The sequence below is a fragment of the Serratia sp. NPDC087055 genome (assembly GCF_044900985.1).
Lineage (GTDB): Bacteria > Pseudomonadota > Gammaproteobacteria > Enterobacterales > Enterobacteriaceae > Serratia.
Genome location: NZ_JBJDOG010000001.1, coordinates 2221397 through 2237147 on the forward strand (window position 1 = coordinate 2221397; position 15751 = coordinate 2237147).

At 53.7% G+C, this 15751-nt stretch carries 18 protein-coding genes; 14 read left to right on the plus strand and 4 right to left on the minus strand.

What is annotated here, in order from left to right; all coding sequences use genetic code 11:
• Positions 1-8 precede the first annotated feature (8 nt).
• The gene (ygbI, locus tag ACI2J2_RS10505) at positions 9-773 is read right to left on the minus strand and encodes a DNA-binding transcriptional repressor YgbI (RefSeq protein ID WP_209632369.1); all 765 of its coding nucleotides are present in this window, start codon (positions 771-773) and stop codon (positions 9-11) included.
• Between the two features lie 280 nt (positions 774-1053).
• Here ygbI and ltnD point away from each other — a divergent pair, with 280 nt between their 5' ends.
• From ltnD to ACI2J2_RS10535, 6 genes are all read left to right on the plus strand, one after another.
• Positions 1054-1968, plus strand: coding sequence for an L-threonate dehydrogenase (gene ltnD / locus ACI2J2_RS10510; RefSeq protein ID WP_209632368.1), 915 nt, complete (start codon positions 1054-1056; stop codon positions 1966-1968).
• Positions 1968-3230 carry a 3-oxo-tetronate kinase gene (otnK, locus tag ACI2J2_RS10515; protein WP_404760038.1) on the plus strand — a complete coding sequence of 421 codons (1263 nt, stop codon included), beginning with the start codon at positions 1968-1970 and terminating at the stop codon, positions 3228-3230. The genes ltnD and otnK overlap by 1 nt, the downstream gene beginning before the upstream one ends.
• Positions 3227-3859 carry an aldolase gene (locus ACI2J2_RS10520; protein WP_404760039.1) on the plus strand — a complete coding sequence of 211 codons (633 nt, stop codon included), beginning with the start codon at positions 3227-3229 and terminating at the stop codon, positions 3857-3859. Before otnK ends, ACI2J2_RS10520 begins: the two co-directional genes overlap by 4 nt.
• 3 nt (positions 3860-3862) lie before the next feature.
• Complete coding sequence (otnI, locus tag ACI2J2_RS10525; protein ID WP_265556348.1) at positions 3863-4639, plus strand: 2-oxo-tetronate isomerase; 777 nt, start codon at positions 3863-3865, stop codon at positions 4637-4639.
• Positions 4640-4745: 106 nt separating this feature from the next.
• On the plus strand, positions 4746-6116 hold the full coding sequence (locus ACI2J2_RS10530; protein WP_265556347.1) for a GntP family transporter: 1371 nt from the start codon (positions 4746-4748) through the stop codon (positions 6114-6116).
• A gap of 51 nt (positions 6117-6167) precedes the next feature.
• Positions 6168-6698, plus strand: coding sequence for a GNAT family N-acetyltransferase (locus ACI2J2_RS10535; RefSeq protein ID WP_265556346.1), 531 nt, complete (start codon positions 6168-6170; stop codon positions 6696-6698).
• A gap of 9 nt (positions 6699-6707) precedes the next feature.
• Here the strand turns inward: ACI2J2_RS10535 and ACI2J2_RS10540 are convergent, their stop codons facing one another.
• Positions 6708-7583: a LysR family transcriptional regulator gene (locus tag ACI2J2_RS10540; RefSeq protein ID WP_404760040.1), complete on the minus strand. Its 876-nt coding sequence runs from the start codon at positions 7581-7583 to the stop codon at positions 6708-6710.
• A 94-nt stretch (positions 7584-7677) separates the two neighbouring features.
• Between ACI2J2_RS10540 and ACI2J2_RS10545 the strand changes: the two genes are divergently transcribed.
• Complete coding sequence (locus ACI2J2_RS10545) at positions 7678-8661, plus strand: nitrilase family protein (protein WP_404760041.1); 984 nt, start codon at positions 7678-7680, stop codon at positions 8659-8661.
• Positions 8662-8761: 100 nt separating this feature from the next.
• Here the strand turns inward: ACI2J2_RS10545 and ompX are convergent, their stop codons facing one another.
• Positions 8762-9280, minus strand: coding sequence for an outer membrane protein OmpX (gene ompX / locus ACI2J2_RS10550; RefSeq protein WP_209632361.1), 519 nt, complete (start codon positions 9278-9280; stop codon positions 8762-8764).
• A gap of 398 nt (positions 9281-9678) precedes the next feature.
• Here ompX and rhtA point away from each other — a divergent pair, with 398 nt between their 5' ends.
• Positions 9679-10566, plus strand: a complete 888-nt coding sequence (rhtA, locus tag ACI2J2_RS10555; protein ID WP_209632360.1) for a threonine/homoserine exporter RhtA — start codon at positions 9679-9681, stop codon at positions 10564-10566.
• Between the two features lie 146 nt (positions 10567-10712).
• Entirely contained in the window at positions 10713-11180 is a 468-nt protein-coding gene (nanQ, locus tag ACI2J2_RS10560; RefSeq protein ID WP_404760042.1) for an N-acetylneuraminate anomerase, read from the plus strand.
• An 81-nt stretch (positions 11181-11261) separates the two neighbouring features.
• Here nanQ and ACI2J2_RS10565 read toward each other — a convergent pair whose 3' ends face one another.
• The gene (locus ACI2J2_RS10565) at positions 11262-11798 is read right to left on the minus strand and encodes an adenylate kinase (protein WP_404760043.1); all 537 of its coding nucleotides are present in this window, start codon (positions 11796-11798) and stop codon (positions 11262-11264) included.
• 394 nt (positions 11799-12192) lie between these two features.
• Here ACI2J2_RS10565 and dps point away from each other — a divergent pair, with 394 nt between their 5' ends.
• The 5 genes from dps (at position 12193) to glnQ (ending at position 15702) form a co-directional block, all read left to right on the plus strand.
• Positions 12193-12696, plus strand: a complete 504-nt coding sequence (dps, locus tag ACI2J2_RS10570) for a DNA starvation/stationary phase protection protein Dps (RefSeq protein ID WP_404760044.1) — start codon at positions 12193-12195, stop codon at positions 12694-12696.
• A gap of 162 nt (positions 12697-12858) precedes the next feature.
• Positions 12859-13125 (plus strand): DksA/TraR family C4-type zinc finger protein, encoded by a 267-nt coding sequence (locus ACI2J2_RS10575; protein WP_209632356.1) that lies wholly within the window; start codon positions 12859-12861, stop codon positions 13123-13125.
• Positions 13126-13474: 349 nt separating this feature from the next.
• Entirely contained in the window at positions 13475-14218 is a 744-nt protein-coding gene (gene glnH, locus ACI2J2_RS10580) for a glutamine ABC transporter substrate-binding protein GlnH (RefSeq protein WP_209632355.1), read from the plus strand.
• Between the two features lie 105 nt (positions 14219-14323).
• Entirely contained in the window at positions 14324-14983 is a 660-nt protein-coding gene (gene glnP / locus ACI2J2_RS10585) for a glutamine ABC transporter permease GlnP (protein ID WP_037425367.1), read from the plus strand.
• Positions 14980-15702, plus strand: a complete 723-nt coding sequence (glnQ, locus tag ACI2J2_RS10590; protein ID WP_209632354.1) for a glutamine ABC transporter ATP-binding protein GlnQ — start codon at positions 14980-14982, stop codon at positions 15700-15702. The genes glnP and glnQ overlap by 4 nt, the downstream gene beginning before the upstream one ends.
• The last annotated feature ends 49 nt before the right edge of the window (positions 15703-15751 follow it).

Below are 15751 nucleotides of genomic sequence, written 5' to 3' on the forward strand. Positions count from 1 at the left end.
GTTTAGCTTCACTCTCCCGTCGTCATCAGCGTGATATCCGCCTGCAGGATTGCCTCCCGCGCCGTGGTGGGGAGATTGTCATCGGTAATAATGGCGTCAAACGCCGCGATCGGCAGCGCCAGGTAGGTGGCTATCTTGCCGTATTTGGAGGTGTCACTGAGCAGGATGCAGCGCCGGCTGGCGTCAACAATGGCTTTTTTCACCATCACCTTGTCTTCATTCGGCGTCGACAGGCCACGCATGCTCCATGACGAAGCGGAAATAAATGCCAGATCGATAAACAACCCGCGTAGTGCCTGCGCCGCAGCTTCACCGACACATGAACGGTTCTCGCGACAGACGGTACCGCCGGTATGAATGATCTTGCACTGGCTGTGCTCGATCAGGTAACCCGCAATCACAAAATCATTGGTGACGACCGTTAGATCGTCGCGATCGCTGATATGTTTCGCCAGCGCCAGCGTCGTGGTGCCTGCATCCAGATAGATACAACTATTGGGGGGGATCTGCCGGGCCGCCAATTGACCGATAGCCGCTTTCTGCTGGCTGTACATCCCTTCTTTGTCCTGATGCGACGGCTCTATCGCTACCCGTTCTGCGGACTGCACGCCGCCTGAAACCGCCAGAACTGCGCCCTGCTCCTCAAGCTTTTGCAGATCGCGGCGAATGGTCATATGCGACACACCCAACCGTTCGGTCAATTCAGCAATGCTGACTACCCCGCGTTCAGATACCAGCGCTAATATTTGCTGGTGGCGTTCTACAGGTATCACGATTCCCTCTCTTTGCCGCAGTGATAATAATTGTGATTTTACGTCAATTTTCGTTCTACGAAAGCGTCCTCTTTTCAGGTCGTGAGGCTGGTCATGCTATCAATAATATATTTTTAATAGTTAAAACAGTTGGATAACCCTCACTTTCATTTTACTTGGTCGGTGAGCCTGATTGATAATCTGTTAATAATTGTGATACCGATCGCTGACGCTGTCCAGATAAGCGCTTATATTTAACACAACAAAACAAATTATCACTAAAATTAACATGAGGTATGGCATGACACAGCCACGTGATTTTGCAGTTTGCATCGTTGGATTGGGTTCTATGGGAATGGGCGCAGCAAAGTCGTGCATTAACGCGGGGCTAACGACGTACGGTGTCGATCTTAACCCACAGGCGCTGACTGCATTACAGCAGGCCGGCGCCAAACAAGCCGCTAACAACGCTGACGGTTTCGCGGCGGATTTGGACGCGGTATTACTGCTGGTGGTAAATGCCGTGCAGGTGAAACAGATCTTGTTTGGTGATAACGGCCTGGCAGCGAAGCTGAAGCCCAATACGCCGGTCATGGTGTCCTCCACCATTTCGGCCACCGACGCCAAAGAGATCGAACAACAGCTACGGGCACAGGGCCTGAACATGCTGGACGCCCCCGTTTCCGGTGGTGCGACGAAGGCCGCTGAGGGTCAAATGACCGTGATGGCATCTGGCGCGGAAACGACGTTCCGCCAGCTACAACCGGTTCTTGATGCGATTGCCGGCAAAGTTTATCGCATTGGCGAAGACATTGGCCTGGGAGCCACGGTGAAAATCATCCACCAGTTGCTGGCCGGTGTGCATATCGCCGCCGGTGCGGAGGCCATGGCGCTTGCGGCCCGCGCAGGCATCCCTCTGGACGTGATGTACGATGTCGTCACTCATGCCGCCGGCAATTCATGGATGTTCGAGAACCGCATGCAGCACGTGGTCGATGGTGACTATGCACCTAAATCAGCGGTGGATATTTTCGTGAAAGATCTGGGGCTGGTGACGGATACCGCCAAAGAACTGCATTTCCCGCTGCCCCTGGCTTCCACCGCCTTTACTATGTTCACCGCTGCCAGCAACGCCGGTTTTGGTAAAGAGGACGACAGCGCCGTGATCAAGATTTTCGCTGGTATAGATCTGCCGCAGAAAAAGGAGAACGCATAATGCTGCTCGGCGTCATCGCAGACGATTTTACCGGGGCCACCGATATTGCCAGTTTTCTGGTTGAAAACGGCCTATCCACCGTCCAGTTGAACGGGGTTCCACAGGATGATTTCCCCGTTGCGTCGCAGGCCGTGGTCATCAGCCTGAAATCTCGCTCCTGTCCTGCAGCACAGGCGATTGAACAGTCATTACAGGCGCTGGCTTGGTTACAACGCCAGGGATGCCAACAGTTTTACTTCAAATATTGTTCGACCTTCGACAGCACCGCTCAGGGCAATATCGGCCCAGTGACGGATGCCCTGCTTGATGCCCTGGGCGAAACCCAAACGGTGATATCCCCGGCGCTGCCGGTCAACGGCCGTACTGTGTATCAAGGGTATCTGTTCGTCTTGGATCAGTTGCTGTCGGAATCCGGTATGCGTCATCACCCAGTGACGCCGATGACCGACAGTAACCTGTTACGACTGATGGAAGAGCAGGCTCAGGGCCGCTGTGGGCTGGTGACAGCCGCAGAAATGGACCGCGGTGTCGGAATCATCACGGAGAAATTGCAGCAGTTAGCGCAGCAGGGTGTGCGATATGCCGTTCTGGATACGCTGAATGAACAACATTTGCTAACTCAGGGTGCGGCGTTAAAAAACATGAAGCTGGTCACCGGGGGGTCTGGTCTGGCGATCGGCCTGGCACGTCAATGGGCGCAACCGGGGCAAGGTAACCCTCAGATTGCAGGTGCTCCGCAAGGGAAAAAAGCGGCGGTATTGTCCGGATCCTGCTCCACCATGACCAATCGGCAGGTCGCACGCTACCGTCAGCAAGCGGCAGCCAGGGCTATCGATGTCGCCCGTTGTCTCACCGAATCTGACCGTATGGCCTACGCAACAGAGCTGGCTGACTGGGCACAGCAGCATGTCGATGATCCACTGGCTCCGTTACTCTACGCCACCGCCGAACCGGAAACACTGCAACAGATACAGCAGCAATACGGCATGGCCGCCGCCAGCCACGCGGTCGAATCGTTGTTCGCCACCCTGGTTAAACAGCTCCAGCAGCACGGCGTCTGTCGATTTATCGTTGCCGGCGGTGAGACTTCCGGCGTTGTGACGCAGGCGCTGGGCATTCGTGGTTTCCATATTGGCCCCTGTATTTCTCCTGGCGTCCCCTGGGTACGCGCCATTGATCAACCTGTCTCACTGGCCTTGAAATCGGGCAATTTTGGCGATGAAAACTTTTTCGCCCGTGCGCAAACGGAGTTCCCATTATGATCCAGACGACTGAACAGCAAGCGCGTGAAGAAATGGTGCGTCTGGGCGCTTCATTTTTCCAGCGAGGCTACGCCACCGGTTCCGCCGGCAACCTTTCACTGTTGTTGGCAGACGGCACGCTACTGGCAACCCCCACCGGTTCCTGCCTGGGTGAATTGCAGGCCGAACGCTTGTCGAAGGTCAGCCTGAGCGGCGAATGGCTGTCTGGTGATAAACCGTCAAAAGAGATCAGTTTCCACCGCGCGCTGTATTTGAATAACCCGGAGTGTAAAGCCGTGGTTCACCTGCATTGCACCTATCTCACCGCTCTGTCCTGCCTGCAGGGGCTGGACACAGAGAACGCCATTAAACCTTTCACACCCTATGTGGTGATGCGGGTCGGTAAGGTGCCGGTGGTACCTTATTATCGCCCAGGCGATCTCCGGCTGGCGGCAGACCTGGCCAAACTGGCACCGACACACCGCGCCTTTTTATTGGCCAATCACGGCCCGGTGGTAACAGGTAAGGATCTGCGGGCCGCGGCAGATAATACTGAAGAAATGGAGGATGCGGCGAAGCTGATTTTTACCCTCGGCAACCGTCCCATTCGTTATTTGACCGATGATGAAATTGCCGAGTTACGGAGCTGAACCATGCCTAAATTTGCTGCCAATTTATCAATGATGTTTAACGAGCTGCCGTTCCTTGAACGGTTCGAGGCCGCTGCAGACGAGGGATTCCATGCCGTGGAGTTTCTGTTCCCTTATGAATATCCGGCGGCGTTGCTGGCGGAAAAACTGCATCAGCACGGCCTGCAACAAGTCCTGTTCAATACCGCCCCTGGCAACGTCGATGCCGGTGAATGGGGGCTAGCCGCGGTACCCGGTCGTGAACAGGCGGCACGCGCGGATATCGATCGGGCACTGGCCTACGCCATCGCGCTGGGTTGCCCCAGCGTACACGTCATGGCCGGCGTGGTTCCCCCGGGAGAAGATTGGCAGCGCTATCGCGATACCTTCATAGAGAATATCCGCTACGCCGCCGATAGCTTCGCGAAACAGGGGATCAAGGTGTTGATCGAAGCGCTTAGCCCACAGGTTAAACCCAACTATCTGTTCTCCAGCCAGCATCAGGCGGCAGAGCTGGTCGACGCCATCGACCGCCCAAACGTTTTCATTCAGTTTGATTTTTTCCATGCTCAGTTAGTGGACGGCAATATCAGCGGCCTCATGCGTTCATTGGCTGGCCGCTACGCCCATATTCAGATTGCATCGGTACCCGATCGCCATGAGCCGGACGACGGAGAGCTGAATTATCCCTGGTTGTTCGCACAGCTGGACCGCATCAGTTATGCCGGCTGGATTGGCTGCGAATACAAGCCGCGCGGCGATACCCGCGCCGGACTGGGTTGGATAAGGCCTTACCTGTAACAGGCCGCTCCTCCATACCTGCACAGCAACAACATAAAAATTAAACGCACCCGTATCGCTACCGGCGATCGCGGTGCCTGACGCTTACCCAATTAAAGGCTATCCCATGTCTACCTCTATGCTTTTGATGATTGCCGTATTCGGTGTCGTCCTGCTCTTGTTAATGGTGATCAAAGCCAAGATCCAGCCGTTTGTCGCCCTGCTGGTCGTAAGCTTGCTGGTGGCACTGGCCAGTGGCATCCCGACCGGTGAAGTGATGAAAGTCATGACCGCTGGAATGGGCGGCGTGCTGGGGTCGGTGACCATCATTATTGGCCTTGGCGCCATGCTCGGCAGAATGATCGAACACTCCGGTGGCGCTGAGTCGCTGGCCCAACGATTCAGTAAAGCGTTGGGACCGAAGCGTACGATTGCCGCACTGACCATTGCTGCGTTTATTCTTGGCATCCCGGTTTTTTTCGACGTCGGCTTTATTATCCTGGCCCCTATCATCTACGGTTTTGCCAAGGTCGCTAAAGTTTCCCCGTTGAAATTCGGCCTGCCCATGGCCGGCGTGATGCTGACAGTACACGTTGCCTTGCCGCCACATCCCGGTCCGGTAGCTGCTGCCGGGTTATTGAATGCAGACATCGGCTGGCTGACTATCCTTGGCCTCGCCATTTGTATTCCGGTGGGCATTATCGGCTACTTCACCGCCAACCGACTGAATCGCAAAAGCTATCCGTTGTCGATTGAGGTACTGGAACAGTTGCAGTTAGCAGCCCCGGAACCCGCACCGGAAGGCAAAGCACCGTTAAGCGATCGCATTAACCCGCCAAGTGCCGGGCTGGTCGCCGCGCTGATCGTCATCCCCATTGCCATTATCATGCTGGGTACCGTTTCCGCCACGCTGCTCGAACCGGGCTTGGCACTGCGCGACACTCTGTCGCTGATCGGCTCTCCCGCGGTCGCGCTGATGATCGCCCTGCTACTGGCATTCTATTTTCTGGCGATACGCCGTGGCTGGAGCCTGCAACACACCAGCGACGTCATGGGAGGAGCACTGCCGACCGCTGCCGTGGTGATTCTGGTGACCGGCGCTGGCGGCGTGTTCGGCAAGGTTTTAGTGGAATCCGGCGTGGGCAAGGCATTGGCGGACGTTTTGACCACGATCGGGCTGCCGCTGATCCCCGCCGCATTCATCATCTCTCTCGCCCTGCGCGCCTCGCAGGGGTCCGCCACTGTCGCTATCCTGACCACCGGCGGTTTGCTGTCAGAAGCAGTGAGCGGCTTGAACCCACTGCAGCTGGTCCTGGTGACGCTGGCAACCTGTTTCGGCGGGTTGGGGTTATCGCATGTGAATGACTCCGGCTTCTGGATTGTCACCAAATACCTTGGTCTCTCCGTCGCCGACGGACTGAAAACCTGGACAGTGTTAACCACGATTCTCGGTCTTAGCGGTTTCCTGTTCACCTGGTTACTGTGGCTGGTCGTGTAATTTCTCTGGCATACTGCACAGACCGCCTTTGGCTCTGTGCAGGAAAAAATAATGACCCTTATTACGACCGCACCCCAGTTACTCACCGAACGCTTATGCCTTGATGCACATACGCTAGCCGACTTTGACTCGCTGGCCGCCATGTGGGCCGATCCTGATGTCGTGCGTTATATCGGTGGTACACCGAGGGACAGGGAAGACTCCTGGGGACGTCTGATGCGCTACGCCGGCCACTGGGCTCTGCTGGGTTATGGCTACTGGGCGGTGCGAGATAAAATCAGCGGTGCCTACCTGGGCGGTATCGGTTTCTCCGACTTCCAACGTGATATCACTCCGGCGCTCGACGCCCCCGAAATGGGCTGGACACTGGTGACGGCAGCCCACGGCAAAGGCTATGCGACCGAAGCACTGCGTGCCGCACTGGCCTGGGGGAAAACGCATTTACCGGGGGATAAGGCGGTGTGCATTATCTCACCGGAAAACCAACCCTCAGTGGCACTGGCAAAGAAGGTTGGCTTTAGCGAAAGTCACCGCAGTGAATACCATCAGAACCCGATACTGGTGATGCACTGCCCGTTATGACACCGGCGGTTATTCCACCGGCGCAGCCGCCAACGCAACCTGGATAAAGTTGTCCCGCAGCGCATCAGGCTGCTGCGGATTCCAGGCAATGCCGACTTGCCATTCGGTTTGTTCGCCGCTTAACGGCAGGATATCGATACCTGCCGGTGCAATATGCGTGACACTGTGCGGCAATAGGGCAACACCGATACCGGCAGCCACCAGGGCCAGCAACGTCTGGATATCACCTGCCTGCTGTACTACGTTCGGGGCCAGTTGATTAGCGGCAATAAAACGGAGCGACTGATCGCTCAAACCCCGCCCACGTTTTGGCGTTAGCTGCAATAATGGCAACGTATTGAACTGCTTCATCAGCGTCTCTGTCTGCAACCCCAGGGCCGTCGGTGCTGCCAACACCAGCCGATCGCGCAGCAATGCGCTTGCCTGCAATGGCGCACTGACAGGCAACCGCACAAACCCGATCTGCAGCTCGCCGTGCAATAACAGCTGATATTGCCGTTCAGAAGGCAAGTCTTCCAACCCTACGGCAACCTCGGGAAAGCGCCCGCGGAAAGACGCGACCAGTTGCGGTGCCAGATGAAAGCTGGACAAGCCAAACCCAATGGCCAGGCGCCCTGCCTCTCCCTTCACCACGCGTAATGCACGCTGTTGAAAGTGCATATGTTGCCCAACCAGCGTCTGCGCTTCAGGATAAAGCCGTTGCCCGCTGGCAGTCAGCTGCGCCCCTTGACGCCCCCGGTTAAACAGGCGGGCACCGAGCAACGCCTCCAATGCCTGAATCTGTTTGCTCAGTGCCGGTTGGGTAATGCAGAGCAACTCCGCCGCCAGGCGATAGTTGCCTTGCTCTGCCAGCACCACAAAGGCACGTAATTGTCGAATATCCATTCCACTAGGTTATCAAATAAAGAATTTAATTGATTATACCGTAATCAATCACTTTGCTGTAATCAACGCAAGACAACAGCGAAAAGGTAACCCTATGACCACCTCTCTGCGCGCCGCCACGGTGCAATTCCACCATCGTGCCAACGATAAAAACTACAACCTGTCAGTGATTGAAGGCTTTATCGCCCAAGCCGCTACCGAACACATTCAGGTACTGGTCTTTCCAGAAATGTGCATTACCGGCTATTGGCATGTACGACACCTCAGTGACGGCGAAATCGCCGCACTGGCGGAACCGATAGCCACCAGCCCTTCCCTGGCGCGAATCCGTCCACTGGCAGAACGCTACAACATGGCAATCGGCGTCGGGCTGATTGAACAGGGCGAAGAGGGTAAGTATTACAACGCTTACGCCGTCTGCTTGCCTGACGGCACACTTCACGTTCACCGCAAACTGCATGCCTTTGAGCATCCAGCCATAGCCAGCGGCGACAGTTTTACCGTTTTTGATACGCCATGGGGTGTGCGGATGGGGGTACTCATCTGCTGGGACAATAACCTGGTGGAAAACGTACGTGCGACGGCACTGTTAGGCGCAGAGGTATTATTGGCGCCGCACCAAACGGGCGGCACCCATTCACGCAGTCCGCACGGTATGAAGCCGATCCCACTGGAACTTTGGCAACAGCGGCTGGAAAACCCAGCGGCGATAGAAGCGGCTTTCCGTGGTGAACATGGCCGTGGTTGGTTGCTACGCTGGTTACCGGCGCGCGCGCATGACAATGGCCTGTTTGTTTTATTTAGCAACGGTGTGGGGCGTGATGATGACGAAGTGCGCACTGGCAACGCGATGATTCTCGACCCGTACGGCCGTATTCTGGCAGAAACCTGGGTAGCCGAAAATAAAATGGTTATAGCCGAACTCGATCTTTCCCTTATCCCGCTCAGCACCGGACGCCGTTGGATCCACGGCCGCCGGCCTGCACTGTATGAAATACTCACGCAACCCCAAGGTTACGAACGTGATGCCCGCAGCGCGCGCTTTTCATCAGAGCCGGGGCAGAAACTGGGTAAGTAACCCCCCCGAACACCAGGTAAAAAAAATCCGCCCGAAGGCGGATTTTTATCTGATGCGGCCAATTGCGCCACATGCTCACGCCCGTAGGCATGGAGAAGTCTTAGAAACGGTAGCCTACGCCAACGCTCCAGATACCAACGTCAACACTGCGGATACGGCTCTGCTCGTAACCTACATCCAGAGCAACGTCCTGGATTGGGTTGAACTGCAGGCCAGCACCGTAGGTGAAGCCGTAGTCGCTGTTGCCGTTACGGTCAGTGCCGTTCTGAGCGTTGTCGATGTTTTTGCCGTAGCCAACACCGATCACACCGTAGATGCTTGCCCAGTCGTTGAAGCGGTAAGCTGGACCGGCAGTGATAGAATCGTACTGTGATTTACCGTAGTAACCGTTCTCAGAACCGTTCTTTTCCACGTGGGTAAAGGAACCGATCACACCCAGTGGGTTGTTATCGAACTCGTAACGATACTTCAGGTTGAAACCGTCGGCTTTGTTAGCAACGCCTTGGAGATCACCCTGCGCATAGCCAGCGGATACGGTGCTCTGACCAGCGAATGCGGTACCTGCGGTTACTGCTAATACACAGGCTGCTACTGCGGAAAGACATGCAATTTTTTTCATAACCACCTCAAACGCGTTATATTTTTAAGTAAATCCATTTGTTCATGCATTGAAAATATAGCAAAAATTAGCGTGAAACTCTGCCTTAAAATGAGTGTCTAATGCTTTATATCGTGTAACATTAGATTTCAAGAACAGTGTATCTTCTTCTTTTCGCTCTATTTTCGGGCCGTATTCTACTCGTTTCTGTGACAACAATCACCTATTTAATATCCAGACGATTCCTAAAAAATGCGCATTTTATGCGCAAAAAAACCAGCACCTAACCCCAGAGCCGGCACTTTTCTCCGTTGCACACGCATTTCTCAGACACATTTACCTCATTTCATTTACACTGCCGTCATCCGAATATCGATAGTCTTCCCACCTGATGGGAAACGCATAAAAGGCTCTAAAGGATGTCCTCGTCTGCAACTGCTAAAGCGTCTTCCACGCTGCTGCCTATCTGCTTGCTCATCATCGCCATGGTGTCTATCCAGACCGGTGCGTCGTTGGCCAAAAGCCTGTTTCCATTGGTCGGTGCAGAAGGCATCACCACGTTGCGCTTGAGTATTGGCACACTGATCCTGTTTATTATCTTCCGCCCATGGCGCATGCGCTTTGCCGCCGGTAGCCGCCTGCCCTTGTTCATCTATGGCCTGACATTGGGGGCGATGAATTATCTGTTTTATCTTTCTTTGCGCACCCTGCCACTGGGTATCGCCGTCGCGTTGGAGTTCACCGGCCCCTTGGCGGTCGCCATGTTCTCCTCACGCCGCGCGATCGATTTTTTATGGGTCATACTGGCGGTGGCCGGGCTCTGGTTCTTGCTGCCACTGGGCCATAACATAGAGAGTATCGATCCCTTAGGTGCCGCCTGCGCATTAGGCGCAGGTGCCTGCTGGGCGGTCTACATTATCTGCGGCCAGAAAGCGGGGGGTGACCACGGCCCTGGGACCGTGGCGGTCGGGTCGCTGATCGCTGCGGCGGTATTCTGCCCAATAGGGGCCTGGCAAGCAGGTAGCGCGCTACTGAACATCGATATTTTGCCCATTGCATTGGCCGTGGCAATCTTATCCACCGCGCTGCCTTATTCGTTGGAGATTATCGCGTTACCCAGGCTCCCGGCTCGCACCTTCGGCACCTTGATGAGTCTTGAGCCCGCGCTGGCAGCACTGTCGGGGATGTTGTTCCTCAACGAACACCTGACTACGGTGCAGTGGTTGGCGTTAGGTGCAATCATTGCGGCCTCAATGGGGGCGACCCTGACCATCAAGCCAAAACCACAGATCGAGAGCTTGTCTTAAAAATCAACAACCGCCTGCATTTTCCAACAGCGGAATGCAGGCGGGTTAACTGTTTTCGCACAGGTAAGCAGGCATACTTTTCCCCGCAGTCCCCCCACGCGTTTATGGAACCAAACCCAGCAGGGTTTACCACATGGAGAATTAAAGTGATTTATAACACGCTGTTTAACCCACGCTACGGGCGTGGGCTGTCACCTGTTTTGATCAAGACCCTCACCGCGCTTCGTCAATATGACCTGCCAGCCCTGACATTGGGACGGCATGACATAGAGGGTGACAAGATCTTTATGGACGTAATGACGTTAACCACAGGATTAGCGGAAACTCAGCATGCAAAGCTTCACCATAACTATGCCGACATTCATTTACTCATCAGCGGTGAAGAGCGCATTGATTATGGTATGCCCGGCGATTGGCAAAGCGAGTTACCCTATGACGATGCTCAGGATACCCATCGTGTGAGCATCTCACACCACCGCCAAACACTCGCCATGTTCCCCGGCGCGTATGCGCTATTCTTTCCCCATGAACCGCATAAGACCGGCTGTCAGTTGAATGCACCAACACCGATCAAAAAAGCGGTGGTGAGGGTGCATTACACGCTGCTGATCTAATCAAGGGCTGGCCGACTGCGTTGGTTCTGGCCATGTTCTATTCGTGAAAACCCGCGCATTCGTTTGCTGCAATGGCGGCATTTAAAGGGGCAAGTTGCGAATAAAGCTTTTGGTCTGCCCCGGTGAACGCAACCGGATAAAGCGGATATGTTGGTACTGGCTATTGTTCATGTCGGCAAGGTAGCCGCGACGGTTTTTACGGTAGGTTTTAATGGTCCACAAAACGATTGACTCTCGACTGAAAAAAGACCGACGAAAGCTTTCGCGGTTTCCCGTACCTGGCCACAGCTCGGTGCCTAGCCATGCGCGGGTGACGGCACGACGAACGGCCTGGTACAGTGTACGGCAGAACCCGTAGTCCACCCACACCACCCAATCAACGCTATCCCATTTTACCGCTTTCGTTCGACTATAATTGCCGTCGAGTACCCACCCGCTTTCCGCCACAGTCAACGCCTGCGTTACTCGCGCGATAAACACGTCATCGGGTGTACCTTGCCAGTCAGAACGCCAAAACAGCGTATCAAGCTCGATGTAAGGCAGCACAAGCTTTTCAGCCAACTGACGTGCTAGCGTGCTTTTGCCACTGCCACTGGTTCCAACGACATTGATTTTCATACGCGTGCAGCTCTGTAATTAAGGCAGAATATTTTAGCCAGATACAATTAGCCTATCAATATGAATTAACGGCCATTTTATTGATAGCAAACTGGCTCATTAACCCGAAAACGTCGGCATTGAGAATGAAAATTATCGCGGAGATACAACCGATTTTAAAATAATTGCGTGGCGTAACTAAAAACAGAAGCACGTAAAAACATTTCACATACATTACAACGCGTTAAAATAAAAAACACATTAACAAATTAAGTCTACCCCGCTTAAGGTTAATATTCAATTCGTTAAAACCTATTTATTCCATCGTTATTTTCCCCCTGCAAAATACGTCATCACTGCTATAATTTCTCTCGTGGAAAAAATAGGACAATAACCCATCAAGAGGATATCTGATATGAGTACCGCTAAACTGGTTAAAACGAAATCTTCTGACCTGCTTTATACACGTAATGATATGGACGAAAAAACCAAGCTGGAGGCCATCAAGGCGTTGAACCGTCAGGTTATCCAGTTTATTGACCTGTCGTTGATCACCAAACAGGCCCACTGGAACATGCGTGGTGCTAACTTTATTGCCGTGCATGAAATGCTCGACGGGTTCCGCACTGCGATCATCGATCACCAGGACACTTTTGCCGAACGTATCGTGCAATTGGGCGGCGTAGCCTTGGGTACAGTCCAGGTGGTAAACGATAAAACCCCACTGGAAAGCTATCCAACCAACATCCATAGCGTACAGGAACACCTGAAAGCGCTGGCCGATCGTTACGGCGACGTCGCAAATGACATTCGCAAAGCCATCACAGAGGTCGAAGACGAAGATACTGCCGATATGTTTACTGCAGCATCCCGAGATCTGGACAAGTTCCTGTGGTTTATCGAATCCAACATAGAATAAGCCACTTAAAAATCGACAATTACGGCCCGCGTAGCGGGCCTGAACAGGCTGCGGGCTTTGCCCCAGCCTGTTTTTCTTTTATTTATGCCGCTTGAATTGTTCAAAAAATCGCCCATAGTAAATACATTGAGGGCGTAGCGGCTCTGTCAATGTGAGGCCATCATGGCAAGCGGATGGGCGTCAGACGGCGCCGTACAGGATCAAATTGATTCCACCCTAGATGATGCAGTGCAGCGTGCAAGGCAGGCACTGGGTCATGGCGAAAGTGCGCATTATTGTCAGGAATGCGGAGAAGAAATTCCATTGGCACGCCAGCAAGCGCTAAAAGGCGTGCGCTATTGCCTTGCCTGCCAAACCGAGATGGATAAAAAACAGGCAGCCAGCAGCCTGTATAACCGCCGCGGCAGTAAAGACAGCCAGCTGCGGTAACGCCAATTGTGTCCACCGATCGCTCTTACTGAACACTCTTGCACCAGATGAAACCACTTTGCGGCATAAAAGTTAGAGTTAGTTATCAATATTGAAGCTAAACCGTTAACTATCGGTTGTTTCACCCCCATTATTTGGTTAATGATAGACCAATGCACCAACAGGCAGCCATCAGCACCATTTTGGTGCCTCCATTTGGTGCATATAAATAATAATTCGACCTTCAGACACAACATCACACCACAACTCTTTGTTTTTATAGTGGTTGTAAACATGGCACGATTTTTTCATGGCACCAACTGCAATATAAAAAATGGGTAATCCGCAACCTGTACAGGAAATTCCTCTCATGAAGTCAATTTTTAAAGTCTCCCTGGCCGCACTTTCGTTGGCCTTTGCCGTAAGCTCCCACGCAGCAGACAAACTGGTCGTCGCCACCGACACCGCATTCGTTCCATTTGAGTTCAAGCAAGGTGATCAATACGTTGGTTTCGATATCGACCTGTGGGCCGCTATCGCCAAAGAGCTGAAACTGGACTATACCCTGAAACCTATGGATTTCAGCGGCATCATCCCTGCTCTGCAAACCAAAAATATCGACCTGGCGCTGGCCGGTATCACCATTACCGACGAGCGTAAAAAAGCCATCGAATTCTCTGACGGCTACTACAAAAGCGGTCTGCTGGTGATGGTGAATGCCAACGACAACAGCATCAAAGGCATCGATGATCTGAACGGTAAAGTGGTAGCGGTGAAGAGCGGCACCGGCTCCGTGGATTACGCCAAACAGCACATCAAAACCAAAGATCTGCGTCAGTTCCCGAACATCGATAACGCCTATATGGAACTGGGCACCAAGCGCGCTGATGCCGTACTGCACGACACACCAAACATCCTGTACTTCATTAAGACTGCCGGTGCCGGTAAGTTCAAAACCGTTGGCGACTCACTGGAAGCTCAACAATACGGCATCGCCTTCCCTAAAGGCAGTGACGAGCTGCGCGTGAAGGTCAATGGCGCACTGAAAACCCTGCGCGAAAACGGCACTTACAACGAAATCTACAAAAAATGGTTCGGTACCGAACCTAAATAATGGATGAAGTCAGTCACTGATTCACTTAAGCACAGGGGTGGTGTCTTAGCCCCTGCGCTTTGTTGTATCTGATTCCCACGTTTGGGATCACCGGGAGAAAAAACCATGCAGTTCGACTGGAGCGCCATCTGGCCCGCCATCCCTATCCTGTTAGAAGGCGCCAAAATGACCCTGTGGATTTCGGTCCTCGGTCTTGTTGGCGGCCTGATCATCGGCCTTGTTGCCGGTTTTGCTCGTACCTATGGCGGTTGGATTGCCAACCACGTCGCCTTGGTATTCATTGAAGTTATCCGCGGCACGCCGATCGTGGTGCAGGTCATGTTCATCTACTTCGCCCTGCCGATGGCGTTCAATGATTTACGTATCGATCCCTTCAGTGCGGCAGTGGTCACCATTATGATCAACTCCGGCGCCTATATTGCGGAAATTACCCGCGGTGCGGTGCTGTCGATCCATAACGGCTTCCGTGAGGCAGGCCTGGCGCTCGGCCTGTCACGGCGTGAAACCATCCGCTATGTCATCATGCCGCTGGCGCTGCGGCGTATGCTGCCGCCGCTGGGTAACCAGTGGATCATCAGCATCAAAGACACCTCGCTGTTCATCGTGATCGGCGTGGCGGAACTGACCCGTCAAGGGCAGGAAATTATTGCCGGTAACTTCCGTGCGCTGGAAATCTGGAGCGCCGTAGCGGTTATTTATCTGATTATTACCCTGGTGCTGAGCTTCGTTCTGCGTCGTCTGGAAAGAAGGATGAAAATCCTGTGATTGAATTTAAAAACGTCTCCAAGCATTTTGGCCAAACCCAAGTGCTGCATAATATCGATTTGAAGATCGAAAAAGGTGAGGTCGTGGTGATTATCGGCCCTTCAGGCTCGGGTAAGTCGACCCTGCTGCGTTGCATCAACAAGCTCGAAGAGATCACCAGTGGCGATCTCTTCGTCGACGGCCTGAAAGCCAACGATCCTAAAGTTGACGATCGCCTGATCCGTCAGGAAGCCGGCATGGTGTTCCAGCAGTTTTACCTGTTCCCGCACCTGACGGCATTGGAAAACGTTGCCTTTGGCCCAATCCGCGTACGCGGTTTGAAAAAATCAGACGCAGAAAAGCTGGCACGTGAACTGCTGGCCAAGGTTGGTCTGGCCGAGCGCGCACATCATTATCCTTCCGAGCTGTCCGGTGGCCAGCAACAGCGCGTAGCGATCGCCCGCGCGCTGGCCGTGAAGCCGAAAATGATGCTGTTTGATGAACCTACCTCGGCGCTCGATCCAGAACTGCGCCATGAAGTGCTGAAAGTCATGCAGGATTTGGCGGAAGAAGGCATGACCATGGTGATCGTCACCCACGAAGTCGGCTTTGCCGAAAAAGTGGCGTCGCGCCTGATCTTTATCGACAAAGGCAGGATTGCAGAAGACGGCAATCCGCACGCGTTGATTAACCATCCGCCAAGCCCTCGCCTACGCGAGTTCCTGCAACACGTTTCCTGATTTACCCTGCTCAGCGGCGGGCGCACTCTGCGCCCGCCGTTTCTATTTA

Bases quoted from the DNA above. Each gene is read 5' to 3' on its own strand.
- glnH (WP_209632355.1), top strand. From the start codon at position 13,475: ATGAAGTCAATTTTTAAAGTCTCCCTGGCCGCACTTTCGTTGGCCTTT.
- otnK (WP_404760038.1), top strand. From the start codon at position 1,968: ATGCTGCTCGGCGTCATCGCAGACGATTTTACCGGGGCCACCGATATT.
- ltnD (WP_209632368.1), top strand. From the start codon at position 1,054: ATGACACAGCCACGTGATTTTGCAGTTTGCATCGTTGGATTGGGTTCT.
- ACI2J2_RS10545 (WP_404760041.1), top strand. From the start codon at position 7,678: ATGACCACCTCTCTGCGCGCCGCCACGGTGCAATTCCACCATCGTGCC.
- ACI2J2_RS10565 (WP_404760043.1), bottom strand. From the start codon at position 11,798: ATGAAAATCAATGTCGTTGGAACCAGTGGCAGTGGCAAAAGCACGCTA.
- glnP (WP_037425367.1), top strand. From the start codon at position 14,324: ATGCAGTTCGACTGGAGCGCCATCTGGCCCGCCATCCCTATCCTGTTA.
- ACI2J2_RS10530 (WP_265556347.1), top strand. From the start codon at position 4,746: ATGTCTACCTCTATGCTTTTGATGATTGCCGTATTCGGTGTCGTCCTG.
- ACI2J2_RS10520 (WP_404760039.1), top strand. From the start codon at position 3,227: ATGATCCAGACGACTGAACAGCAAGCGCGTGAAGAAATGGTGCGTCTG.
- ompX (WP_209632361.1), bottom strand. From the start codon at position 9,280: ATGAAAAAAATTGCATGTCTTTCCGCAGTAGCAGCCTGTGTATTAGCA.
- ACI2J2_RS10540 (WP_404760040.1), bottom strand. From the start codon at position 7,583: ATGGATATTCGACAATTACGTGCCTTTGTGGTGCTGGCAGAGCAAGGC.
- dps (WP_404760044.1), top strand. From the start codon at position 12,193: ATGAGTACCGCTAAACTGGTTAAAACGAAATCTTCTGACCTGCTTTAT.
- otnI (WP_265556348.1), top strand. From the start codon at position 3,863: ATGCCTAAATTTGCTGCCAATTTATCAATGATGTTTAACGAGCTGCCG.
- ACI2J2_RS10535 (WP_265556346.1), top strand. From the start codon at position 6,168: ATGACCCTTATTACGACCGCACCCCAGTTACTCACCGAACGCTTATGC.
- rhtA (WP_209632360.1), top strand. From the start codon at position 9,679: ATGTCCTCGTCTGCAACTGCTAAAGCGTCTTCCACGCTGCTGCCTATC.
- ACI2J2_RS10575 (WP_209632356.1), top strand. From the start codon at position 12,859: ATGGCAAGCGGATGGGCGTCAGACGGCGCCGTACAGGATCAAATTGAT.